The sequence below is a fragment of the Enterococcus sp. AZ196 genome (genome assembly GCF_050498845.1).
Classification (GTDB): Bacteria; Bacillota; Bacilli; order Lactobacillales; family Enterococcaceae; genus Enterococcus_A; species Enterococcus_A murrayae.
Map to the genome: position 1 here is coordinate 1,232,684 of NZ_JBIPAM010000001.1, position 23,471 is coordinate 1,256,154.

Here is a 23,471-nt window from a genome sequence, read left to right on the forward strand (position 1 = left end):
CCTCTGTCAAAGATACTCTTGTGATGGTTTTCAATAGTCATTAGACTTTGATTACAACGAATTATTGGAGGGAATTGTATGTCAGTAAAAGTACACACAAGAGAAATCATTGAGGAATTGAGAGCCTTTGTAGAACATGAAAAGGACGAGCAGCTGGATCAATTGGTTCATGCAATCTTACACGCAGATAGTATCTTTCTTTCAGGTGCCGGTCGTTCTGGAGTAGCCATCACAGGTTTCACAAACCGTCTGCTTCATTTAGGTTTATCGGTTCATCTCGTAGGAGAGATCAGCTGTCCAAGAACAAAAAAAGGGGATTTGCTAATCATCGGGTCTGGTTCGGGCACGACTGCTAGCTTAGTCGCTCTCGCTAAAAAAGCAAAAAAGAATGCTGTGACGATTGCTTTGCTTACGATGGACAAGGATTCAACAATTGCTGACTTAGCTGATGTGGTGGTCGTATTACCAGGGGTTTCGCCAAAATTGAAAGAGAACAACCTCACCTCCATTCAACCAATGGGCTCCGCTTTTGAACAAATCAGTTTTTTAACCTACGATGGAATTATTTTAGAACTGATGGATAAAATGAAGGAAACAAGCAACACAATGGTAGAAAGACATACGGATTTGGAGTAGATAACAGCAAAAAGAACGGCAAGGAATGAATCAGACTGATTCAATCCTTGCCGTTCTGCTATTCTATTTCCCACCAAAGATCTTCATTGCTAGCACATAGTCTTCTTTCAACGCTTCCGTCGATCGATTAATGCACTCTTCTAAGAAGTACTCCTGGGAATCTTCCTTCAGATACTCCTTCAATGCAATGGCTCCTGCCTTATTTGCATAGGTATAATAATTGATTTTAGCAATGCCGTTTGTGATCGCCGTTTGATAATCTTCGGCATCAACGCCCGAACCGCCATGCATAACTAATGGGATAGTAACGGCCTCATAGATTTCCTTTACACGCTGCAGATCCAGTTTTGGCTCCTTCAGATAGATTCCGTGAACCGTTCCAAAAGCGATCGCCAAGCAATCTACACCTGTTGCATCGACAAATTCCTTAGCTTGTCTGGGATCAGTATAAATATCCGTATCACCGATTTGATCATCATCGGGTGCACGTCCTTCTCCACCGCCTAAAGAGGAAGTAAAAACATGACCTAATTCTGCTTCTACACTGACACCTAAGCTATGTGCTGCCTTCACGATCTCTTTTGTTCGAGACACATTTTCGTCAAATGGCCGATCAGAAGCATCGATCATAACGGATGTAAAGCCCAGCTTCATCGCCTTCATTAGTACATCGTAGCTTTTTCCATGATCCAAATGCACGACCACTGGAACTTTGCTTTCCTTAGCATAATGAAGCATGATCGGACCGATTTCTTCCAAAGGAACTAAGGAACTATGCCCTTCTGCGTGCTGCAAAATTACCGGCATATTGACTTCTTCGGCGGCTTGAATAGCGGCGCGAACCATTTCTAAATTGGGTACATTAAACGCAGCGATTGCTTGTTTATTTGCTCTGGCCTGCTCTAAAACCTCCTTCAAACCTGCTAGCATGCAACGTCCTCCTTCGATTGTTTGATTTCGGCAACGATATTAGCCGCTAATGAACGCATCGTTTTATAGGCCATACTGTCACGATTGATATAGTTAGGGATCAGCCAAATCTCCCGTGTCTCATTTTCGAGGGACAAAACCACTTTGATAGAGCCCAATTGCTGCTGCTTTTTCTTAACCAGCCTCTCGATCTGCTCCTCCACCACTTGGCAATTGCTGATTTCCGTAAAGGAATAAATCTCCGGCTTCAAGTTTTCCTTGGTGTATTTTTTGTGGTTGGGCAGACAAATCTGCTGGTTCTTATCATCAAAAAAGATCAGTTGATTGATTTTTCTAGAGATTTCAAAGGATGTACCTGCTGGCTCTGACTGCGCATCCTTCAACATAGCCAAAAGTTCCTCTTTAGTCTTCGTTTTGATTGTTTGAGTGAAATTAGCGCTGACTTTTTCGTAGCACTGTTTGCAAACATTGCCGTCGGCACATTTGAATTTGATCCATTTTACTGGTGTGCTGCAAATCAAGCATTTTTTCATTTATCGTCACCTCCGAAACGCATTAAAAGCTGGGTCAGCTTTAAATACTTTTTATATTGCTGATTGTATTTTTCAATTAGAACCGGGTCTGGTTGAATCAGCTGTGCTTCATTTTCTGGAAAAGTGAAGCTGCCCTCGACGCCTATAATTGCTAAGATTGCGGCCCCATGAACTGCCTCTTGAGACGTCAGCACACGTTTGATTGGATAGCCTAAACTATTGGCAAAAATTCTGATCCATAGCTCACTTTTGGCTCCGCCGCCAACGATCGTAAAATACTCTGGCTGTTCCTCATTTTTCATGGCCTCGAACAGCTGTCGAATACCAAAAGCCAAACCTTCTAATACTGCCAAATACATTTCTGGTCTGCCGGTTTCGAGGCCTAATCCAAGAAAAGCCCCTCTTAATTCAGGATCAGCGAATAACGTTTTTTCACCGTTCATATGGGGGAAAAAGAAAACCTCGTTCTCCCCAAGTAAATCCTGCGGAATTTCTTGCTGCTCCCCAGCGTAGTCCTCTGTCTGTAAGATTTTCTCTAGCCACCAGCTATTGATTTTAGCGCCGGCCTGCACCGTCCCTTGTGTGATGATCGCGTTATCTTCTTCGGTAATTCTGGCTGCGACATTTTTTCCCTTCGATTTTAATTGTTGCATACGATTAGGAATGGCCACTACACCAGATGTCCCTAATGAGATCAACGGCTGCAGATTTTCGAAGCTGCCAGAAACAATTGCAGACGCTACATTGTCGCCTGTTCCTGAAATGACTGGGATAGTCTTGGCAATCATTAATCTCTCGCAGATCTCATTCGTCAATTCTCCAATAACTGCCGATGCAGGGCGAATAGCAGGGAAAAGCTCCTTATCCAGCTCAAATAATTCTTGAACTTCTTTGGACCATTGGTTGGTATGTAAATCATACAAAGAGGACGTTGAGGCATCGCAATAATCTGTCGTATAGGTTCCGGTCAGCCGTAATTTCACATAATCCTTCGCAATCAGAAACTTATTGATCCGCTGAAATTGCTGCGGTTCATTTTCCTTTACCCAAAGTAAACTGGCCAACGGACTGCCGGTTGAAACGATTTTGGCAATATGAGCGGACTTGGGATGGCTTTTCAAGACCTGTTTGATTGCTGGAAGTGCTTTTTTAGTTCGATTATCGTTCCACATAATAGCAGGCCGGACAGAAAAACCGTGTTTGTCTACAAACACGGTCGTGTGCATCTGCCCAGTAATCCCAATTCCCTTGACCGTTTCAGCAGGAATCTGTTGGAACAGCTCTTTCAAACCGTTCACTGTGATCTTGATCCATGTATCCGGCTCGATCTCTGCCCAGCCATTGTGTGGCGTTTGATAATCGTACGCATAGTGTCTCTCAAAAATAGTTTCCAACTGCTTGGTTACAGCAGCCACCTTGATCGACGTGGTCCCGATATCTAATCCAACATAAACAGATGCACTCATCTTTCTTCCTACTTTCTATTCGTCAAAGGTAATAATCGTTTTTAGCGTATCCGGCCGCAGCGCGTATTCAAAGGCTTCGACAGCCTCGGTATAATCAAAGGTCTTGGCTAACAATGGCGTGACATCCACAATTTTTTTAGCGATCAATTGAACTGAACGATAAAAAGTCGGGATTTTCGGACTGACCGTACCAGTAATCAGCTTCTCAGAGGAATGGACGCTCCCCATATCCGTCGGTACAGGATCGTTTGGATGCAGCGAGCTGAACATAAAAGTTTGCCCGCCCGTTGCTGTAAAGTCCATCGCCTGTTTGGCAATTTGCGGAAGTGCGGTCGTATTGAAGACTACTTCCGCACCTCGCCCTTCTGTTTGCTCTTTAACGAAGGCGACTGCATCGACTTTGGTTGGATCAAAGGTTACATCCGCTCCTAATTTCTCCGCAAGCTTTCTGCGTTCTGGATTCGGCTCGCTGAGAATGACACGAGTACCGGATAATTTTGCCAAAATGACATGGAACAAGCCCATCACACCGCCGCCGATAATTACGACATCCTGCCCAAACATCAGCTGTGCCCGTTCCACACTATTGACGACACAAGCTAACGGTTCAGTAAATGCACTGTGAGTGAACGGTACCTCTTTCGGATATTTATAGAGCTCACGACTTTTAACAGCGATATACTGTGACATTCCTAAGAAACCAGAAATACCTTCTGGATTTTGAAAGGTCGTTGACTTCGCGACTTCAATACAAAGGTTCTCCCTGCCTGTTTTACAGTAATGGCATTCTCCGCAAGCAGGAATAATGTATTTCACCACATGATCCCCAACAGCAAAATGCTCAGGATTCACCTCACTGCCGATTTCCACTACTTCACCGCTGAATTCATGACCGCCGATTCTAGGATAGGTATACTTCATGTCCCCTAGATAATCCCGTAAATCATTGGTACAAAGACCGTTCGCTCGGACCTTCATCAACACCTCATCTTTTTCAATTACAGGCATTGGCAGCTCCTGGATCTCCAGCTGCTTGACCCCTGTCTCAACAATTGCTTTCATTTTTTCGCCCCTAACCTAAAATCCCAAAGAATCCAGTGACAATACCGACAGCTACAATTAGACCGATGATCTTCAATGAAGACCAGCCGCGCTTCATTAGAAAATAAATCAGCATCGTAAAGGCAAACGGCAGTATATTCGGCATAACTGCGTCTAAGAATTGTTCTTGCACCTTAAAGGTTGTAGTGGAGCTGACGATTTTTAGTGCTACATGCATTTTTACATAGCTGGAGATCAAGCCGCCCATTACCATACAACCCATGATTTCAGCGCCTCGCAGAACTTTGTTCAAAATTCCCTTCTCTAAAAAGTCCATGACGGCATCCGCCCCGGCTCGATATCCGAACATAAAGTTGGCATAGCTCATGCCCCAAGCAATCGCGATAATAGCTACAGCATAAATGATTGAGCCCCAAATCGTGCCCTTCAATGTTAAGTCAATACAGATTGCCAGTAAAATCGGGATCAATACTCCTTGGAAGATCGTATCACCGATCCCAGACAAGGGTCCCATCAAGGATGTTTTCAAACTGGTGATAAACTCACTTGGAATCGCTACCCCTTTTGCCTTTTGTTCCTCCAGCGCAATGATCATTCCAATGATACATGAGCCAAATTCAATGTGAACGTTAAAGAATTCTATTTCCCGTTTCATCATTTCCTTTTTCTTTTCCGGATCATCATTGTACAGTCGTTTTGAGATTGGAACAAAAACATGTGCAACAGCCTGTCCCATCATTCGTTCGTAGTTATAGCATGTCTGTGGTAAATTTTCCCAAATCAGCCAAGAACGGAATAAGTCTTTTTTACGAATCAAATTTCCTTCTGCCTCTTTACTCATAGATCTCATCCTCCTCTGAATCAGCTTTATTGCCTGTAGCCTGTACATAAATTAATGCGGTTAAGCCTGCAATTACACCCAGCGGTAATAAATCTAAGCCTGAATAAGTCGCTAAAATGAAACCTAAGAATAAGAAGACTCGCGCCTCGCCCTTAAAGATATATTGCAGAGTAATCGCTACCCCTAATGCCGGCATCATTCCGCCGATAACAGTAAAAATAGTCAACGCTGTTCCGCTCAATGCTTCGATGAAGCCAGAGATGTAGCTTGCGCCAAAGTAAGCAGCTAATCCACAGGGAATGATTGTAATCAGGGCCGTCATGAGCTGAGGAAAGAGAACATTGGCTCGCCAGATTTTGTGATACTCGCCCTTTTCAATATAATTATCTGCCACGTGAACAAAAACTGAACCAAAAGTCATTCGCCCATACCATACGATCGTTCCTAATAATCCGATCGGCACGGCTACAGACAAGGCTGTTTTAGCATCTAGCCCGCCAGTAATCGCAAATGCCGTCCCTAAAATCCCTGCCAATGCCATGTCAGCTGGCATTGAGCCGCCGGCCGAGATAAATCCTAAATACACTAAGTTGATAGAAGCTCCGGTCATCGCCCCCATCAATGGATCCCCCAAAATAATTCCGGTAATAAGTCCGCATACCAATGGCCGCTGCAATGACCACAACCCGACGAAGGGCAGATTTCCTATTGCTAGAAAATACACGACCCCACATAGAAATGCTTGAAAAATCGACATACCTTTTTCCTCCTTTTTTTATAATAAATTAGTGATCTCTATCAAACGCTGTTCTGGTACTAATTGATAGAACACATGAACACCCTTATCTACCATTTGACGAATCGCTTCTACCTCTGCCTGATCACAAGCGACATTCTTGATAAACGGCTTACGCTCATCACGGATACCCATTCCGCCAAGGTTGACCTGCGGCAGCTCGATCCCACCTTCAACCAACTTGGCATACGTGATCGGTGTTTTAGTCAATAATAAAATCCGTTCCTTTTCGTTATAAGGCTTTTTCAGCTCCGCAATACCTTCTTCTGTCGTAAAGGCGTCTACTCTAACCTTTGTCGGTGCCAGCGCTTTCAATATTCTTTTTTGAAATGGATCACTGGCTACGATGTCATCGATAATCACAATATGATTGATACTATAGGTCGGTGTCCAAGCCGTTACTACCTCTCCGTGTATCAGACGGTCGTCCACTCTGGCAAATACGATATTTTTCATGTTTCTCTCTCCTTTATTCTTTCTATTTTTTAGTCTTCCAAATTTACAGCTAAATAATGATTGACATCAATAATCGTTGCAGGTGCCTCAGCCAATAATTTTGTACAAATAGCTGTGGCTGAATTGTCTTCATTCATGCGGGACATGAAGGCCTCTAATACTATTGGCAGGTTCATACCGGTAATATGCCGAATGGGATAATCCCCCATTAATGACACCACTGCATTGAATGGACTGCCGCTGAATAAATCGGTGAAGCAAATAATGTCCTTCCCACCGCCAAAAGCTTCAATCGCTGCTTTGATTTGATCCTTTAAACTGCCTATATCATCCTTTGGATACAAGCCAAACGCCACAGCATTCGTTTGCTCCCCAACGATCATCTGCGCACTTCCTAACATACTTTTGGCGAGATCACCATGAGACACAAAAATATAATTCATGTTCAATCCTCCTAATTTACCTATCTTCTAAATATATTCATCCAGCAGTTGGGAAAGATTTTCCTTAAAATTATCAAATGTTGGTTCTTTGATGACTCGTTCGACAAAACCTTTTTCTTGAATGATTTTGGCTAAATAATTCCACAACTGAAAAACTTTTGCATTGTTTTTTTCGATTGCTACCAGCATGACCAGACGTACTCTATTTCCATCAGAATCCCAGTCAAGTTCATTTTTCAATAAAATGACAGAGACAAAGGTTTCAGCCAAGATTGGATTGATTGGATGCGGCAAAGCAATCCCATTGCCAAAATAGCTGCTGCCCAGCTCTTCCCTCAGCTCAACTGCTTCTCTTAATTGGAACACCTTATCGCCAACCTTTGAGACCGAAATGGAGCAAAGCTTATCCAATACTTCCTGTTTCTTCGAAAATTGCCCAAAATGAAACAGCTCTTCATCAAATAAATTGACGATCTCAAACTTATCATTGAATCCATCGATGGCAAGCTTGATTTTAGAGTACTCCTGCTCACTCGGGAAAAAGCTGATTAGGATGGCACCCATCTGATCTGTCAGCTCAGTTTGCTCCGTTGTAAAAATGACATCATAATCCTCAATATCGATCGAGATGACTTCATGGGTATTGACTAAAGTCAGAATCGTGATCTCATTTGAGAACCATGTAGCGAATCGCTGCCTTAGCAGAATACTTTCACTGCGCTTCAAGCTGGTAATGATCAGAATTCGTTTCTTGCCAGAAATGTCATTATACTTCGCTAAATATTGATTGAAATAAATAGCCAGATAAGCGATCTCGCCTTCTTCGATTTTCTTTCCGATCGAATTCTGCAGCAAAAGACACATGTAAGCCGCAATATCAAAACCTAAGGGAAACGATTGCTTGATTTGATCCAATAGTTGATTCTCGTTTTGAATGTTGTATTCAATCCTTGTTAATAAAGGCATCAGATGCAGCGCCAGTGAGATTCGCAAATCAATCTCCTGACGAAAATCGATATCAAATTTTTCGTTGATCTCCTTCAAAGCATGAAGAATAAAGGTGTTAACCTCTTCTGAGATATAATCATCCTTCTCATAATCACTTTTTCCTTTGATGTAAATCGCCAGGTTGATGATTTCCTCCTGGGAGACCTTAAAATAAGAGCGCTCGGCAAGCCGATGAAAGATCTCAGCCGATACCTCCATTTCAGAATCAAAGTCTTCCCTTCCTTCAAATTCCTCTGAGCCAATATAAAAGCCGCTGTTCATCCGTTTGATCGCCATTTCAATATGAACGATCAGATTCTGGAAAAGGGTTTCTGAAATATGGAAATGGTGCTTCATCAGAACACTGACTAAAACCATTTCAATATCTTGACGAAACATTTCTTCTGTTCCCATATTGCTTTGCTCCTGATGGATATCCAGGTGCCCCAGCTTCAGCAAGCATTTCCTTTTATCGTATTCATTCCCACGAATAAGGATTCCGGAATTTCTCTTTCGTTCAACACTCAAATGATAATTACTAAGCAGCTTGTCTGCTTCCTTTAAATCTGTGTTCAGTGTCGAAGAAGCAATAAATAGCTGATCAAGCAATTTTTGACGATGGATCGGTCTTTTTTGGTTCAATAGTAAAACACATAATTTTCTTACTCTATCTGATTGATTCGATTCACTAGCAGCTTCCTTTTGATGGATATTTATTTGAAAGGCCGTGTAATCCTTGATGATTAATTGGCTGCCTTTAGAGGCTACTGAGATTATTTCAGCGTAGCTGGAAGCGGCTAAGTGCTCGCGTACTTTCTTGATGTCAGATTGGATCGTACGCATACTTACATGAAACTTGTCAACAAAGTGGTCAGCAGTTAAAAAAGAGGGACTGTGTCGTTCAAATTCTTGAATCATTTCTTTTTGTCGTTTATTTAGCACCATATCCCCCTCCTTGATTTAAAACCTATTTTTCATTTACTTCAGTAATGATTGCTTTTACTCGCTCTTCGACATTTTCGATGGCCGATTTTGAAAGGGACATAATATCAAATTCATTATGATTGTTTTCGTAGGCTTGACCGAATGTGCGAATGAACGCCTGACGAAGATCAGAGCCGTAATTTACTTTAATCAGATTTTGTTTTTTGGCTTGTCGAACTTGATCAAAAGGAATTCCTGAGCCGCCATGCAGCACCAGCGGGACAGCAGAGAGCGCCGCGATTTCTTCTAGCAATGGAAAATCTAGATTCGGTGTCAAATCCATCCCGTGCACATTTCCGATGGAAACCGCTAGTAAATCACACTGGGTTCTTTCGACAAACTCTTTCACATCAGCAGGATTTGTTTTTGCATCCTCTTCAGAGATATGATCGTCTTCCTTCCCGCCAATCGCTCCTAATTCCGCCTCAACTGGAATACCGTAGAAGTGGCAGTACTCAACCGTTCGCCTGACCTCTTCAATATTTTCTTCAAAAGGTAAATGAGACGCATCCACCATGATCGAAGTAAATCCTGCTTCGATACACGCCTTTACATCTTCAAAGCTTTTCCCATGATCCAAATGCAGTGCGATCGGAACAGAAACATTTTTCATCGCTGATTTGACCATATCCGCAATGATTTTAGGACTGGAAAGCTTCAGATTACTAGATGAGATTGCGATGTATCCGCCTAGTCCCTTTTCCTGATAGCCGCGAATGATGCCGGCTGTTAACTCGTAGTTCGTCGTATTAAATGCCGGTAAGACTAATCCGTTTTCTTTGGCATAATCCATCAACTTATAGCCATTTACTAATTGCATATTGTGCCCTTCTTTCTCTCTTGCTATCTGAATCATATCCTGAAAAAAGCGCTCTTGGTGCCAAACATTCTGCAAGATGAATCATGCAATTTTTCGAAAACAAACAATTCCTGTCAAACGGTAAACACTGGAACCCCTGATTAACATAGAACTTTGAAGCCATTCAAAACATAGCTGCCTGAAATGAATTCTTTAATAACTTATAGCGATAGGAAAATTGCAGGATATATCCTGCAGTTTTTGTTTGTTAAGAAGCCGCATGGACAGCTTCTTAACAAACCTCTTTTTTAGCTGCTGACTAGATTGATTATCTCAAAATAGTCCCATGCTTTATAGCTCAATTCGTTTCTAGCACTGACAACAAAAAACCTTAAAAGAACCGCAACGGACCGCAATCGTTTTATTACCAACGATTGCGGTTCACTACAGCGATTCTTCTAAGGCACTTCTGTTAAGTTAATACGATTAGCAGTTATAGGATTCAGTTAGCGACTCCAGCACCAGATCAATCTAAAGTTTATACGCTTTTCACCCATGACAAATAAACCTCTTTACAAGAATGAAAAAAACTATTTTTCTAATTTCTCCATTTACTTGGTTTAAAATTCTTGATAATCTTTTTCTCCCCTTTTGTCAGCTTTTTACCGCCTGTTCTCGTAGTTGATTTTCCATTTTTAGGCGGTTTTTCCAGCTTTTCATCAATCACAGCTTCAGCTGCTAAAGTTGGCGACAGTAAAGGTGCCATGTCTTCTTGAGCCTCCTTTTCCGCCTTGACGCTTGCTGCTGGAACAATCCTTGAATCCATTTCTGTCTTCCTGCCAAGAATCATATCCGGCGGCAGTTTTTCAGAATTTTCCGGTATTTGAGCAGAAGATTCCTTCTCTTCCGAAGCAGGTTCGACTTCTTCAAAGATTTCTTTGATTAACACAATGAGCTCCTCTTTAGTCAACATAGAAAGATCAAAGCCTTCCAGCATGCTGTTTTCAACGGTAGCCTTCGTCGTTTCTGTCGTCAATTTTTGGGCAGACTGCTCCTGTGACTGTTCCTTGGGTTGTTTTGTACTATAGATCGTCGTGGTACCTTTGAAATCACAATCCATGAATTTTACGAATTGACGAACGTCTCCCTTATGGAAGATCGTCAGAGTCGTCAAGACTCTAAGTATCCGTTTTGTTTCCTCAAGGTTATTGCTTGGATCGGCATCTCTTAGATTCCATGTATGTTTTTTTCCATTAGCATCTTCAAAAATCGAAGTGAGGGTATAGCTATCATATTGATCAGTAATGACAGCATGTCCTCGATCTTTTAGATACCCTTCATATAAGCGCATCTTCTTTGTCGCTTTGTAATACTTTGTCTCGTTCTTGAATAAACGCTTGATGATGCTGAGCCATTCGTGCTCCTCTACATAGTCCTTGAAAAATGGGCAGAACTTTCTCAGCGTATCATTGGGTTGGGCCTGAAAAAGCAGCTCACGAACAATCTCTGGACAAGGCAGTGAAAAATCGCTTACTATTAAGGCATTTCTCAAAATAATCGCCACGATATATTCTACTACTAGGTCTGTGTTTTTCGTCTCTTCCCAAAATTTATGTACTTTCTTTTCAAGGTTCTTTCTATTTTTCATAGTAAAAATTTGTCGTCTTGTCAGCTCCATGCCCAATTGCTCCTTTTCCCCCGCATATGTATGCGTTTTCCATATTTATCTCTATGATGCTACAAAAGAAGCAATTTTTGAAACCCAAATTGTTTAAAAAAAATTAAGCTTTTTGTGTATATAATCGGTTAAAAACCTGATTATAACAAAAAAATATATTTCAATCTGATTCTTCGCGAAACTGTCAAAAGATCACTTCCTTAAAATTCAAAAATTTGATTTCACCACATAAAAATGGCGATGAAAGAATTAGGAAATAGAGCCTTTTGATCATTATTTTTTTCGATTTTATCCCCCCTCTGTGCAGTTTTTCTGCACCGACCTGTCGCTCACTCATAATTAGCATAATTAAAGTTCAAAAAAAACGAGATCTTCACCATTATGTAGTGAAAATCTCGACCGTATTGTCAGGCTTTTATTTTGTTTAGGCTTTTGATTCGACTAGTCACACCGGATAAATTGTAGCATTCAGCGTAATCACGAATCGGGCGCTTAATATGATCAATCACATAGCGTTGGCCATCAATGTTGTGGGCCTTTAAATTTGTATACATTTTTTCAATTTCAACTTTCACTTCCTCATCATTAAAGGTATAGTGACCGGCGATATCTAAGATCTCCGCTTGAAGCTCGGTATCATTTTGCGTCATGATCTCTGCAACAGTCAGATTTTTTTGTTCACCGACCATCCATTTTCTCCAACGTTCACTCTTGATCGCATGCTCCAGCAGCACATCACGTGTATTAGAGACCTCTTTGACTAACCCATATTCCATTAGCTTTGCTTCTACCGCTGCTAGATTCAAATAAGCACGAGTCTCTTCTGTGCCGTACTGTGGTGCAACGTTTGTCGCAGTGATTTGTGACGGGATATGTTCTAATAATGTCACATCATCTAAGTAATCACCATTATGCTCTTTCAAACCAACGCCATAGCCTTTTGCCATTTGCGCCAAGTCATAAGCATTCTTAAAATTGAAGGTGCCCACCTGTTCTGTTTTACGTGTTAAGGTTCCTGTTTGTCCAACAATGAAGGTCGGCATTGGCAGTCCACGTTTTTCCAACTCTTCCTTCAATCGTAAAATGAAGGTCTCATAAGTCTCTGTAGAAGTTAGGCCGCCATTCGTCTCTTCAGTTCCAACCTCATAACCGATTTCTGGTAGGTTGCGAACTTTCCGCTCTTCCTCGCAAAATTCAATCAAATCAACCGTTCGTTCTAATACAGTCTCTAGAGGAATCACTTTACCTACCTCGAAAGGATCTTTCGTTGGATCGATCATTAATAGATCAAAGCCTGCTTCAATATCTGCCACATAAGATTTTTTTCCCAGCTCCATCGCTTTTTCCGTTGGTAAATGATCATTCCGCTCTTTATCTCGCTGCCATGGTCCGCCGTGATCGCGACATAGATAATAGAGATTGTCATAGCCAATTTCTTCCGCTACTTCTTCCACTGCTTCAGCAAACGTAAATTGATTCCACCCATTCACATAGCCGCCGCCTAAATCATCCGCATCCACCTGATTACGACTGGCAATAAACATCACTGGATAATCATCGTCCCTTGATAACTCGAGAGTTGCCTGCACACAATTTTTTGACATTGGCCCAATTCCCAATAAGGTTGCACTCTCACCTGTTGCTTGCAGATCCAGCAATCCTTCTACAACTGCTTTAATAGGTAATTTTTCCATCTCGTTGACATCTCCGTTTCCTGTAATTAAATTTAAGTCCTTGTTTCTTATCACCTCTTAAGTATAGGGTGGAAGCATTCGTCTGAATATTACATTTCTCTGCAACAAGTCCATGCATTAGCGGATCCACTTGTTGCAAGATTGGGCAAAACTTGTTGCAGAGAAAAAGGGGAAATCTGTTATTTATAAAGAAAACGGCAAAAGAAATAGGGCGAACCCATTTTCCTTTGCCGTTATAACATTTGACTATTATTTTGCTACTTCGATTTGTTCATTCGTCTCTTTCTTTTTTTCTTTCGTTGATTCATCAACCAAGCTTGGTTTAGTGAAATGTAAAATGGCTGCTGAAATGGCCGCTCCAACAATGATCGAGAGCGCATACCACAATTTCCCATTAACTACCGGCAAGATAATAAACCCGCCGTGGGGGACTAATGCCTCTACTCCAGTGGCCATTCCCATCGCACCGCCAATAGCACTACCGATAATAATTGCGGGCAATACCCGTTTGATATCCTTTGCTGCAAATGGAATCGCCCCTTCCGTGATCCCGATCAACGACATAAAGAAAGCTGAAATACCTAAGTCCTTGTCTTCAGGAGTATATTTTTTTCGATCAATAAAGGTTGAAATAGCCATAGCTAACGGCGGGATCGCACAAGCGATTCGATGTGCGCCATTCGGTCCGTAAACACCTTCCGCCATCAAAGCTAATGTGAACGCCGTTGCAGTCTTATTAATGGGGCCGCCCATATCGACAGCAGTCATCGCGCCTAAAATCAAACCTAAAATAAGCGCGCTGCCGCCTTGCATTTGCCCTAGCACTTGAACCAGCCAATCCATCGCTGCACCAATCGGCACCGCAATGATATAAATATAAAACATTCCTAGTACAAAGGTCGTAACCACTGGAACGATCAGAATGGGCATGATTGTCCGAATAGTAGCTGGTACCTTCCATGTTTTACACCAGCGAACAAAATAACCAGCGGCCACACCCATGATCATTGCCCCTAGAAAGCCTGTCTTTATTTGTCCTTCACCGATTGGATTGTTGGCAACAAATCCTAAGATCATCCCAGGAACCAGGCCTGGTTTTCCGGCTAATGAATTGGCAATATATCCCGACAGCAACGGAATCATCATCGCAAAACCTGCGGCGCCCAGATCATTTAGGTTTTGCATGAATGGGCTAGTGATCTCCATTCCGGCATCCGTGGCTTTCCCCGTAGCAAGAGCAACCGCCAAGAAAATCCCACCCACAACCACTGACGGCAGCATAAAGGATACTCCTGTGTTAAAGGCCTTTTGCAAGTCTTTAAAGAACTTGTTCTGTTTTTTCATTTTTATATTTTCCCCCTATAGTTTTTCTGCTGCATCAAGATATTTGGCAGGATACTTGATGATGTCTCCCGGATCGACAGACAAGGTTTTTCCTGTATCTATTTTCTCTTCAAAGCGTTCACTATCTTCCACATCGATTGCAACAGCCAAGATCAAAACATCCGCCTGATCGATCGTTTCCTGTTCCAGCTCATTTTCGATCCCCATACTGCCTTGTGTCTCTACCTGCACTTCATAACCACGTTTTCTACATTCCTTTTCAATAGCTTCTTGCGCCATATACGTATGCGCGATCCCTGTTGGACATGCTGTAACTGCTACTACTTTCATTCTAAAAGCCTCCATATTCCTATTCATTCACTCATTTTAAGTTTTGATACTGACACTTTCTAAATGTCAATCGAGCGTAATTGTTCATATACATTGTTTTTATCTGTCTCTGTCAATAATTTTTCTCTAAACGTCTCGTCTAATAGCTTCTTACTTAACTGTGAAATGAATTTTAGATGCATTGTTCCCTCACTGTTTTTAGGAACGCCAATTAGAAAGACCAGTTGAACTTTGTCATCACTTTCCTGGATCCAGTGAAAGCCTTTATTGGTTCTGACAAAGGCGATGAAGGGCTGCAAAACGGTTTCATTTTTTCCATGGGGAATCGCGATACCATAACCGATCGCAGTAGAAACTTCTTGTTCTCGCTTCTTGACTGCCTGAAACAAGATTTCCGAATCCTCCACGTATCCAATAAATTCTGCAACGTCAACAATATGCTGTATGACCTCATCTTGATTATCCAAATCACTGTCTAAAAAAATTAAATCATTCGTAATGACACTTCTGCCGCTCTCCTGCACGTTATCCACACTAATCACTCCCAAGTTTTCTGAATGCCCCTTCGTTTGAGGTTGCTTCCCGCAATTGTTTTAATTGTTCACCATTGTCAATGATGTTATAAATATCCGATAGAATATTTCTTGTTTGATACGTATCCTCTTTCGCAATACAAATCAAAAAGATCAGATCGACATAGTATTTATTCCATTTAAATTTCTTTTTGTTCTTTATCAAAACGATGATCGTTTTATTGACCGCTGTTGAATTGCCGTGAGGAACTGCTGTTCCAGAAGGGAGATCAGTGCCGCCCAATGCTTCTCGTTCTTGAACAGTTTGAATAAATTGCCGATCCACAAAATTCTTCTCAACTAAAAGGGTCCCAATCTGTTCGATCAACTCTTCCTTAGAAGTAAAATCCGTATTTACAAAAATAAATTCTTTAGCGACAAATTTCATCAGATGATGTGCTCGGACTAAATCGATCACTTTTTCATCTGTATCAGGCAATAAATTTGAGGTTTTTATACGTTCTATGTCCTCTTTCGTCAAAAATGGCGAGACCTGGATCACTTCTTTTTCAGGTATGTCAATCTTAGTTGTAGAAATGATCAAATCATATTCATCAATGGCCAGTTGTTCTACTTCAGCAACGGAAGCAACTTCAAATGTATCCAATGAAGGCAAGATACTTTTTATTCGATTGATCAGCAGCTCCGAAGTAGCAATCCCCATTTGACAAACGATCAAAATTTTTCGATTCATCCGTGCTCGTTCGATTGCGGCCTGAAAATACATAGTCAAAAAAGCAATCTCATCTTCATTAAAACTAATGCCTAACTCTTCTTCATAGCCGCTAAGCACGACCCAAATAACATTGAAGGTCAAGGAGAACTCGTTTTTGATCTGAGTGGTAAAGGGATTTTCTGTTTTGTTGTTTGTTTTTAACCGATAGATCATTGGCGGAATATGATTTTTTAGCTGTTCCTCCAGCTTTTGATCACCGGCAAAATCAATGTTCAAGGCTGCCGATACTCTAGCAAGCAGTCGTTCAACGATCACTTCGTCAATTTCATCATCTGGTAATGTTTCAAAGCGATTTGAAATCAGCTGCAAGGATAAATAGTGAACATCCTCATTTGTATAAGACAGCTCCAAACGCAAAGCTGCTTTATGCAGCATTCGGACCGCGCTTTCTTCAAAGAAAATCATCGCTTCATTAGCATCCGCTTGTTGATGTTCTTCAATGTGATGCCCATTAGCTATCCGATAAACTAAGATGATAAAAATACTCAAGATATTTTGCACATAGTAATCAGAAATCGCATTTACATTTTCTCGAATATACGTATATAAAATATTCGAGCAAGCGCTGATCAAGGTCTCCCCGTAGTAATCGTTCAATAATTTAATTTTCTCAGCAATATCTTCGTCTAAATAAATCTCAGAATTACTTAACAAGTAGCGATTGAACTGAAGCATCGCTTTTTGAATGTCTTCTTCTGTCCCTATCAGTGAAGTTCCATGAACATCACTGCACAATTTGATCTCGGAGCCGACATTCAAAATCTTCATAATGAACTCAAAATCCTTGATGATAGAGGTTTTGCTCACCATGAAGCACTCAGACAAATAGTTAAAACTGACCACCTTCTCTTTAAAAAGCAAGAGGTTCAAAATTTCAATTCTGCGATTGAACGTATTGTAGATGTCACTTCCTTCATTTTTTTCTCTGATCACGCCAACTTCTTTGAAACGTTTCAGCGCGACGCCGACACCGCGCTTTTTTTCAAGATATTCTCCCGAGCTTTGGAGATATTCGTCAATGATCCCCAGCTCACTATGCGTTGTTCGTTTAGAAACACCCAGTTGACTGGCAAAATATCCTACTGTCTGAAAGTCACTTTGTTGCATCAGCAACTCCAGTAACTCTTTTTGTCTTTTTGTAAGCATAATGATAAACACTTCCTTACTATCTGAAATAAAGGCCTTAATTTTTGATAGCGTTATCATGATCATGACCTTATTATAGTTTGAGTATTTGATTTTAGATATTACATTTCATTGCAACAAGTCGCTACAACATCCAAGATACTTGTTGCAGAGAAACCTCTGATTTTGTTGCAATAACGCATTCATCCATTCAAAAAAACAACCGACCATAAAGTAGAGGTCATTTGTTTTTCCTGTTCCAATCCAATGATAAGTTTTTCTTTCAAGCAAAAAAAGCTTAGAAGACGAAAGCATCTTCTAAGCAATTAATTATTCTCATATTTTTATGAAAATCGATCAACTTGTGACAAAATCTAACTTGCCAGCAACTTTGACTTTGATATTAACCGCCTGCTTGGGTAAATAGGCTAAAGGAATCACTTCTACAAAGATTGTTTTAAGCGAGTCTTTGGAAGCTCCTGAGCGGATCGCTTCCTGTTCCGCCGCGGCGATGGCTATCGCCACTGTCTCCTCTTGCGTTTGTTTTTCTAATGAATACACAGAGTTTACCTCACCTGAAACTTCTCCCAAGGCAGCTCCAATCGCATTAGCCGCATCATAATTCTCTGGAACGAGCACCTGTGAAACACCATTCATCTCTTTAGGCAAAATAATGCTTCCGCCTCCAACTAAAATAACTGGTATTTCTGTGCTATCTGTTTTCATCTGATCAATTGCATCTTCAATCAGCTCTTTTATTTTCTTTTTGGACTCGCTGATCAATGCGGTGTCCAGCTCTTGAGAAATAGCACCAGTAACTGGATGATCTGTTTGATTCGCGATTGCGATATCAGTTGCACACAAAGTCGTGCCGCCAAAGGACAAGCTTTCTTCCAAGATACGATAGCCTAAGCTTTCTGGACCAACAGTAAGTTCCTCTGCTAAATGAATAATTGTTCCACCGCCTAATCCAATCGAAAGAACATCTGGCATGCGAAAGTTGGTTCGAATACCGCCGATAAGTGTGGCTAGTGAAGATTCTCGAGGAAATCCTTTTTTCAACACACCGATATCAGTAGTGGTTCCCCCAACATCGACAACTAAAGCATCCTCCAAACGACTTAAATGCGCCGCTCCTCGAATGGAGTTGGTTGGGCCGCAGCCGATTGTCAACACCGGGTAGCTCAGTGCTTTTTCCAAATCCATCAATGTTCCGTCATTTTGACAAATAAATACATCCGCAGTGATCTGATTATTACTCAATGCTTGTTTTAAGCCCTGAATCATTTTAATGATCGTTTGGGTAAGTGCTGCGTTCAAGATACTCGCATTTTCTCTTTCCAATAATCCAACTGAGCCGATCTCACTAGATAACGTTACTGGAACACCGAGCTCTTGTTCAACGATCCTTGCTGCCTGTTTTTCTTGTTCGCTATTTACAGGAGAAAAAACACCTACTACCGCGACCGCTTCGACCTTGCCCTTCATCTGCTGACAAACTTGTCGAATCTCCTCTTCGTCCACTTCAGCGATCTTATTTCCGTTGTACTCATAGCCGCCTGAGACAATTGCAGATTGAGCCATCATTTTACTTGCTAGATCTTCTGGCCAGCCAATCATTGGAGCAACTGCTGTCGTAGCCGGCTTCGCTAAACGAATGATTCCAATCTTGCTCAGCTCTTTTCGTTGGACAATCGCATTCGTGCAATGAGTCGTTCCTAGCATTACGACACTGATTTTTTCTGTCGGAATCTTTGTTTCCTGTAAAATCTTTTGAATGGCAATATCAATGCCTTCACTGACATCATCCATTGTAGGACTCTTGATTTTCCCTACGCAGCGCAACTCTTCATCTAAAATCGCGCAATCTGTATTTGTCCCGCCAACATCGATCCCTAATCTATACATGCGCCTTTTCTCCCATCAATTCTTCCACTGGTTTGTAGTCTACTTCATAACCAAAATATTTGGGACCAGCCACCTCAAGCCCCTTTTTTGTCCGCCATTTTGAATCACAAGGTAACGCAATCACATGAATACGCGCGCCATAGCGCAGTGTTTCTGTTGTAATCGGCCGTCCTGTTTCATAATCCAACGCACAAATCAAATCCGGTGTGGAGGCTAGAACAACTCCATCCTTTTTAGCCAGCAGCAGTTCATTTTGGAAAAGAATTTCCAGCTTTTCGCCTTTATTGTGATTGATTCCGGTAAACGCAGCTCTTCCTCGCGTAAAGCCGCCTGCAACGTTTCGTTCAATATGACTGATTTTCCCTTCAAACAAAGAAAATCCGGCTAAACGCTCCAGTAATCTTTCGACTGGAGGAACTGACTCATTTAACGTAGTTAACTCCTCGCCGATTTCCTTCGCCAAGCTCAATGTCCCGCGAATCCCGCATTCTTTAACGATTTTCCCAGAAAAAACATTGTCGACCATATTGGCATTACCACCCATAACGTCCGTGACAGCGCGAGCGATCTTTTCAGACCATTCACCGTCCTTCGGATAATAGACGATTCGATTTCCTTGGCTGTCTGCCATTGCGACGATTTCTGGTTGATAGCCCTTCAAAAAGAAGGTCACCATTTGCGATTCGGGAAATGCACGACCCATCGCATCAGCGTCAACGATCGGCAGCCCCATCTTCGCCGCACAAGCAATCGGTAATAAAGAGTTTCCTCCGCCAATTTCAATCGGCATGATTGCTTGCGTCCGTTCAGGGAAAAAATCCTTCAGAACTTCGGCTGGCCCATAGACCTCTTCTTCCGAGGCAATCTTCTCATTAGAAACAGAGGGAGCACCGATAGAACCTACAGGCATCACCAACGCTTCATCCTCAAGTTCCTCTACCGTTAAAACTCTGACTGGTCCATACTTCTGGATCGCTTGCAAAGCCATCAACTTTCCGACAAAAGGGTCCCCTCCGCCTCCAGTTCCTAACAATGTAGCGCCAATCGCAATATTTTCTAAATCTTCCGCAGTGATCCATTCCATGAATTATTCCCGTCCTTTAGTCAATTTCGTAATAATGAAGTAGCAGATTCCTGCCGCTAAAATACCATCCAACGCCGATACATTCGTCAAGGTAAACAAGCCGAACCCAGCAGGCGGTTGACTGGTCATAAACGCTACTGTACTGCCTACTACCCATGAAAAGAGCGACGTGGGATAATAATCCTTCAAGTTTTCCTCATATGAGAAGTCATACTTTTCTGTGTAAAAGAAATAATCAATCATGTAAATACCCGCAATCGGCGAGACTAACACCGTGATAATAGATAAAAAGTTTTCAAACATACCATAAATCCCGAACATCGCCATCAGTATTCCTAAGGTTCCGCAAATAACCGTGATAATCTTAGGATTGACTTTTTTAAAGACAATTGAAAAATCCAATGAGGCTGAATAAAGATTGTTTGTATTTGTTGTCCATTGAGCTAAGGTCAGAACTAAAATAGAAGGAATTCCTAATCCTAAAGTGAAAAATACAGCAGTAAGATCAGCCGTGTTCATCACTTTAACTAAAATCAATGAGATGATGATCATAAAGCTATTTCCAATCGTAAATCCGACAAAACCGGCAATCATCGCCTGCTTAGGATTCTGCGCCCATCTCGCAACGTCTGGTGCCATAACGACTCCGACCATATACACGCCAATCACTAAAGAAACGGCCAAACCAAAAGAAATCGGTGAGCCTTGAGGCGCACTTGCCAATCTAGAGGAACCGTTGCTGTTAAGAGACATGATCGTTGCAATAATGATCAAAGCTGCTAATAGAGGAACAGAGTAGGTACAAAGCTTTTCAATCGCTTGGTAACCCCAAAAAGCAGATAACATCATCAGTCCGCCGCCAATCAGTGAGAGCAGCCATGAAGGCATATCCGTTCCTGTCAACTGCTGGATCGCCGCACCTATATTTTCAGCGAAAAAGCCAATTTGCACACCAAACCAGCCAAGAGAAGAAATCCCCATGATCGCTCCCATCAATGAAGCACCACTCTTACCGAAGGCTACTCGAGAAATCATTCCAGTAGACAATCCCGCTTTTGCTCCAATATAGGCTGTCCCAATCGCTAATACTCCTAAGATCACTGAACCAATCATTACCGCAGAGATAGCCGTCCAAAAGTGCATACCTTGTGACAGGGCGACTCCCATGAACATCCCAGACAAATCAATACCGATAGCGATCCAGACCATGCTGATGGACAACCAGCGCTTCCGCTCCTTCTCAGGTACCCGTTCTCTTTCATAATTTCCCGAATTTGTTTCAACTACTTCTTCCATCTATTCCCCTCATTTCTGAATATTCTGACAAATAAATATTTTATCATTATAGCGAAGTGAGAAAATTATGACTATGTTATTAGGACAAAATATAAGAAGCCGCTTTGTCGAAAATGACAAAGCAGGCTTCCCATCGCTATTTATCTGTATACTTACGGAAATAAATCAAATTTTTAATCAACAAATAGCGTGAGGCAGTATGAGAAAAAGATAATCCCAAACGCTCCTGTGCTCGTTTCAAGCGGTACTTAATCGTATTATTATGCAAAAAAAGAAAATCAGAAGTAGCTTTTATACTCTCGTTACAATCCAAGAAATACACAGCCAGCGTGTCGATCGATTCTTTATCCAAGTAGCGCTCCAAAAAGACTGATTCCGTTTCTGGTGTGACATCCTTCAGCAAATAGAGCTCCTCTGGATAAAAACAATGCTTTTTAGGAAAGACCCGCTTGGCCTCCTCGATCTGTTCATCCATGGCTTTCATTTGTTGAGCAATCGCCAATACACCTGACAGCTCTCTGCTGATAAAAAGCGTATCTTCCATTGGATCGTATATTGGAAGAACCCTATGAGCTTTTTTTTCCTCCCTATTTCCAACTATCCATTCCCGATCTCTTTCTTTGTAGCTGATTCCATTCGAAGGAGAACTCTCCCTAGGCGCTGCAGGATCTTTTCTTTGTAAGCAATATAAAGTCAGCGGTGCCTCTGGATCGATCCCAGCTCTTTGGGCTAACAACGCAGCGGTATAGAAATCTCCCGTTTGACAAGCAGAGAAAAACTGCTGCCCAGTATTCAACAACTGCTCTTCACCAAAATACTTGATCGTTTTTTCAACGATTGTTTTGATGCCCGCTAGCTGGTTTTCACTCAAAGGCTTTTTTCTAAAAAGCGTCAAAAAGTATTGATGACTCAATGTGGGCATTGCTAAAGAAATATCGGTTTGGAAATAAAAGATTCGATTTAATTCTATTGGCGCATTCTTTTTTGATGGATTCATTTCTTTGTGAGCGATAGACTGTCGTAAAGTGGCGTCTAAGCTTCTTGGCCAAGCTTTTGACAGCAGCACTTCATTTTCAGCACTTTTAATGAAGAGACTGCACTTCAATTTATCCGATAAAATACTCAAGCCTGTTTCGATTTGGTGAGGTGCTGGCAATTGACGAATCGTCTCCAGCAAGATATCCTGCTGCTGATCGAGTTCCGCTTCTTCTTCGTTGATATATGACAATACTTCAGAAATCACTTCACTGTATCTTAAGTCCATCCGCTTCATCGGCATCAGAATCAAGACCATTCCCAGCTCATTCATTTTAGCAATAACTTTTTCAGAAACTTGAGGAATGATGAGACCCACATAATAAAGGACAATTCCTAGCTGACTATGTTGATGCAAAATAGAAATAATCTCCAGCTGCTTCTCCACATCTTCTGCAATTTGGGCAAATGACGTCAAAACTAGCTCATTTCCAGAGTATTCTCCCTTAAGCGGCATCTGGCTGTACAGCTCTGGTTCAGACACCTCTAAAACAGAAATCGTAGTGACTAAACGATGTCGCTGCTCCACACCTGCAACGATCTTAGCCCCCTTCATTGAAGGCAGCTTCAACATATCCTGAATATTCAAATGCGTCCCTCCATTCCTGAAACATTGGGACTATTTTACCAAACAATGAAAGAATTATCATTTTTTATTCATAATTTTTTTATTTATCATCCGCTGAAATGTTTTTCCTGTGTTGCTTCCCCATCGCTTAACCGATCAAACTCTCCT

21 protein-coding genes are annotated in these 23,471 nt (G+C 41.6%); 1 reads left to right on the plus strand and 20 read right to left on the minus strand.

Going from position 1 to position 23,471, the window contains the following annotated elements; translation table 11 throughout:
* Nucleotides 1-78: 78 nt before the first annotated feature.
* Complete coding sequence (hxlB, locus tag IGI67_RS06080) at nt 79-636, plus strand: 6-phospho-3-hexuloisomerase (RefSeq protein ID WP_429957109.1); 558 nt, start codon at nt 79-81, stop codon at nt 634-636.
* A gap of 63 nt (nt 637-699) precedes the next feature.
* Here the strand turns inward: hxlB and IGI67_RS06085 are convergent, their stop codons facing one another.
* From IGI67_RS06085 to IGI67_RS06180, 20 genes are all read right to left on the minus strand, one after another.
* On the minus strand, nt 700-1,566 hold the full coding sequence (locus tag IGI67_RS06085; protein ID WP_429957110.1) for a class II fructose-bisphosphate aldolase: 867 nt from the start codon (nt 1,564-1,566) through the stop codon (nt 700-702).
* Entirely contained in the window at nt 1,560-2,099 is a 540-nt protein-coding gene (locus IGI67_RS06090) for a DUF4428 domain-containing protein (protein WP_429957111.1), read from the minus strand. Before IGI67_RS06090 ends, IGI67_RS06085 begins: the two co-directional genes overlap by 7 nt.
* Entirely contained in the window at nt 2,096-3,565 is a 1,470-nt protein-coding gene (locus IGI67_RS06095; RefSeq protein ID WP_429957112.1) for a xylulokinase, read from the minus strand. The genes IGI67_RS06090 and IGI67_RS06095 overlap by 4 nt, the downstream gene beginning before the upstream one ends.
* Before the next feature lie 15 nt (nt 3,566-3,580).
* The gene (locus IGI67_RS06100; RefSeq protein ID WP_429957113.1) at nt 3,581-4,627 is read right to left on the minus strand and encodes a zinc-dependent alcohol dehydrogenase; all 1,047 of its coding nucleotides are present in this window, start codon (nt 4,625-4,627) and stop codon (nt 3,581-3,583) included.
* 10 nt (nt 4,628-4,637) lie between these two features.
* Nucleotides 4,638-5,468, minus strand: a complete 831-nt coding sequence (locus IGI67_RS06105; protein WP_207107077.1) for a PTS system mannose/fructose/sorbose family transporter subunit IID — start codon at nt 5,466-5,468, stop codon at nt 4,638-4,640.
* A complete protein-coding gene (locus tag IGI67_RS06110; RefSeq protein ID WP_207107078.1) occupies nt 5,461-6,225 on the minus strand; it encodes a PTS mannose/fructose/sorbose/N-acetylgalactosamine transporter subunit IIC in 765 nt (254 codons plus the stop codon). The genes IGI67_RS06105 and IGI67_RS06110 overlap by 8 nt, the downstream gene beginning before the upstream one ends.
* Before the next feature lie 18 nt (nt 6,226-6,243).
* Nucleotides 6,244-6,720 (minus strand): PTS sugar transporter subunit IIB, encoded by a 477-nt coding sequence (locus tag IGI67_RS06115; protein WP_207107079.1) that lies wholly within the window; start codon nt 6,718-6,720, stop codon nt 6,244-6,246.
* Between the two features lie 29 nt (nt 6,721-6,749).
* Nucleotides 6,750-7,163 (minus strand): PTS sugar transporter subunit IIA, encoded by a 414-nt coding sequence (locus IGI67_RS06120; RefSeq protein ID WP_207107080.1) that lies wholly within the window; start codon nt 7,161-7,163, stop codon nt 6,750-6,752.
* 27 nt (nt 7,164-7,190) lie between these two features.
* The gene (locus IGI67_RS06125; RefSeq protein WP_429958613.1) at nt 7,191-9,092 is read right to left on the minus strand and encodes a BglG family transcription antiterminator; all 1,902 of its coding nucleotides are present in this window, start codon (nt 9,090-9,092) and stop codon (nt 7,191-7,193) included.
* A gap of 25 nt (nt 9,093-9,117) precedes the next feature.
* The gene (locus IGI67_RS06130) at nt 9,118-9,954 is read right to left on the minus strand and encodes a class II aldolase (protein ID WP_207107082.1); all 837 of its coding nucleotides are present in this window, start codon (nt 9,952-9,954) and stop codon (nt 9,118-9,120) included.
* 577 nt (nt 9,955-10,531) lie between these two features.
* Nucleotides 10,532-11,611, minus strand: a complete 1,080-nt coding sequence (locus IGI67_RS06135; protein ID WP_429957114.1) for a hypothetical protein — start codon at nt 11,609-11,611, stop codon at nt 10,532-10,534.
* Nucleotides 11,612-12,018: 407 nt separating this feature from the next.
* Entirely contained in the window at nt 12,019-13,305 is a 1,287-nt protein-coding gene (locus IGI67_RS06140; protein ID WP_207107084.1) for a class II D-tagatose-bisphosphate aldolase non-catalytic subunit, read from the minus strand.
* A gap of 249 nt (nt 13,306-13,554) precedes the next feature.
* A complete protein-coding gene (locus IGI67_RS06145; RefSeq protein WP_429957115.1) occupies nt 13,555-14,649 on the minus strand; it encodes a PTS fructose transporter subunit IIC in 1,095 nt (364 codons plus the stop codon).
* Between the two features lie 15 nt (nt 14,650-14,664).
* Nucleotides 14,665-14,979, minus strand: a complete 315-nt coding sequence (locus tag IGI67_RS06150) for a PTS fructose transporter subunit IIB (RefSeq protein ID WP_207107086.1) — start codon at nt 14,977-14,979, stop codon at nt 14,665-14,667.
* Nucleotides 14,980-15,038: 59 nt separating this feature from the next.
* A complete protein-coding gene (locus tag IGI67_RS06155) occupies nt 15,039-15,512 on the minus strand; it encodes a fructose PTS transporter subunit IIA (RefSeq protein WP_207107087.1) in 474 nt (157 codons plus the stop codon).
* 1 nt (nt 15,513) lies between these two features.
* On the minus strand, nt 15,514-17,433 hold the full coding sequence (locus IGI67_RS06160; RefSeq protein ID WP_429957116.1) for a BglG family transcription antiterminator: 1,920 nt from the start codon (nt 17,431-17,433) through the stop codon (nt 15,514-15,516).
* A 336-nt stretch (nt 17,434-17,769) separates the two neighbouring features.
* On the minus strand, nt 17,770-19,320 hold the full coding sequence (locus IGI67_RS06165; RefSeq protein WP_429957117.1) for a hydantoinase/oxoprolinase N-terminal domain-containing protein: 1,551 nt from the start codon (nt 19,318-19,320) through the stop codon (nt 17,770-17,772).
* Nucleotides 19,313-20,404 carry a DUF917 domain-containing protein gene (locus IGI67_RS06170; protein WP_429957118.1) on the minus strand — a complete coding sequence of 364 codons (1,092 nt, stop codon included), beginning with the start codon at nt 20,402-20,404 and terminating at the stop codon, nt 19,313-19,315. The genes IGI67_RS06165 and IGI67_RS06170 overlap by 8 nt, the downstream gene beginning before the upstream one ends.
* A 3-nt stretch (nt 20,405-20,407) precedes the next feature.
* Nucleotides 20,408-21,700: a cytosine permease gene (locus IGI67_RS06175; protein WP_429957119.1), complete on the minus strand. Its 1,293-nt coding sequence runs from the start codon at nt 21,698-21,700 to the stop codon at nt 20,408-20,410.
* Nucleotides 21,701-21,836: 136 nt separating this feature from the next.
* On the minus strand, nt 21,837-23,324 hold the full coding sequence (locus IGI67_RS06180; protein WP_429957120.1) for a PucR family transcriptional regulator ligand-binding domain-containing protein: 1,488 nt from the start codon (nt 23,322-23,324) through the stop codon (nt 21,837-21,839).
* Nucleotides 23,325-23,471: the final 147 nt, after the last annotated feature.

What these genes read in the sequence shown, in the direction of transcription:
- IGI67_RS06165 (WP_429957117.1), bottom strand. Translation starts at nt 19,320, where the DNA reads ATGTATAGATTAGGGATCGATGTTGGCGGGACAAATACAGATTGCGCG.
- IGI67_RS06085 (WP_429957110.1), bottom strand. Translation starts at nt 1,566, where the DNA reads ATGCTAGCAGGTTTGAAGGAGGTTTTAGAGCAGGCCAGAGCAAATAAA.
- IGI67_RS06140 (WP_207107084.1), bottom strand. Translation starts at nt 13,305, where the DNA reads ATGGAAAAATTACCTATTAAAGCAGTTGTAGAAGGATTGCTGGATCTG.
- IGI67_RS06090 (WP_429957111.1), bottom strand. Translation starts at nt 2,099, where the DNA reads ATGAAAAAATGCTTGATTTGCAGCACACCAGTAAAATGGATCAAATTC.
- IGI67_RS06160 (WP_429957116.1), bottom strand. Translation starts at nt 17,433, where the DNA reads ATGCTTACAAAAAGACAAAAAGAGTTACTGGAGTTGCTGATGCAACAA.
- IGI67_RS06110 (WP_207107078.1), bottom strand. Translation starts at nt 6,225, where the DNA reads ATGTCGATTTTTCAAGCATTTCTATGTGGGGTCGTGTATTTTCTAGCA.
- IGI67_RS06120 (WP_207107080.1), bottom strand. Translation starts at nt 7,163, where the DNA reads ATGAATTATATTTTTGTGTCTCATGGTGATCTCGCCAAAAGTATGTTA.
- IGI67_RS06135 (WP_429957114.1), bottom strand. Translation starts at nt 11,611, where the DNA reads ATGGAGCTGACAAGACGACAAATTTTTACTATGAAAAATAGAAAGAAC.
- IGI67_RS06115 (WP_207107079.1), bottom strand. Translation starts at nt 6,720, where the DNA reads ATGAAAAATATCGTATTTGCCAGAGTGGACGACCGTCTGATACACGGA.
- IGI67_RS06105 (WP_207107077.1), bottom strand. Translation starts at nt 5,468, where the DNA reads ATGAGTAAAGAGGCAGAAGGAAATTTGATTCGTAAAAAAGACTTATTC.
- IGI67_RS06150 (WP_207107086.1), bottom strand. Translation starts at nt 14,979, where the DNA reads ATGAAAGTAGTAGCAGTTACAGCATGTCCAACAGGGATCGCGCATACG.
- IGI67_RS06175 (WP_429957119.1), bottom strand. Translation starts at nt 21,700, where the DNA reads ATGGAAGAAGTAGTTGAAACAAATTCGGGAAATTATGAAAGAGAACGG.
- IGI67_RS06095 (WP_429957112.1), bottom strand. Translation starts at nt 3,565, where the DNA reads ATGAGTGCATCTGTTTATGTTGGATTAGATATCGGGACCACGTCGATC.
- IGI67_RS06170 (WP_429957118.1), bottom strand. Translation starts at nt 20,404, where the DNA reads ATGGAATGGATCACTGCGGAAGATTTAGAAAATATTGCGATTGGCGCT.
- IGI67_RS06100 (WP_429957113.1), bottom strand. Translation starts at nt 4,627, where the DNA reads ATGAAAGCAATTGTTGAGACAGGGGTCAAGCAGCTGGAGATCCAGGAG.
- IGI67_RS06145 (WP_429957115.1), bottom strand. Translation starts at nt 14,649, where the DNA reads ATGAAAAAACAGAACAAGTTCTTTAAAGACTTGCAAAAGGCCTTTAAC.
- IGI67_RS06130 (WP_207107082.1), bottom strand. Translation starts at nt 9,954, where the DNA reads ATGCAATTAGTAAATGGCTATAAGTTGATGGATTATGCCAAAGAAAAC.
- hxlB (WP_429957109.1), top strand. Translation starts at nt 79, where the DNA reads ATGTCAGTAAAAGTACACACAAGAGAAATCATTGAGGAATTGAGAGCC.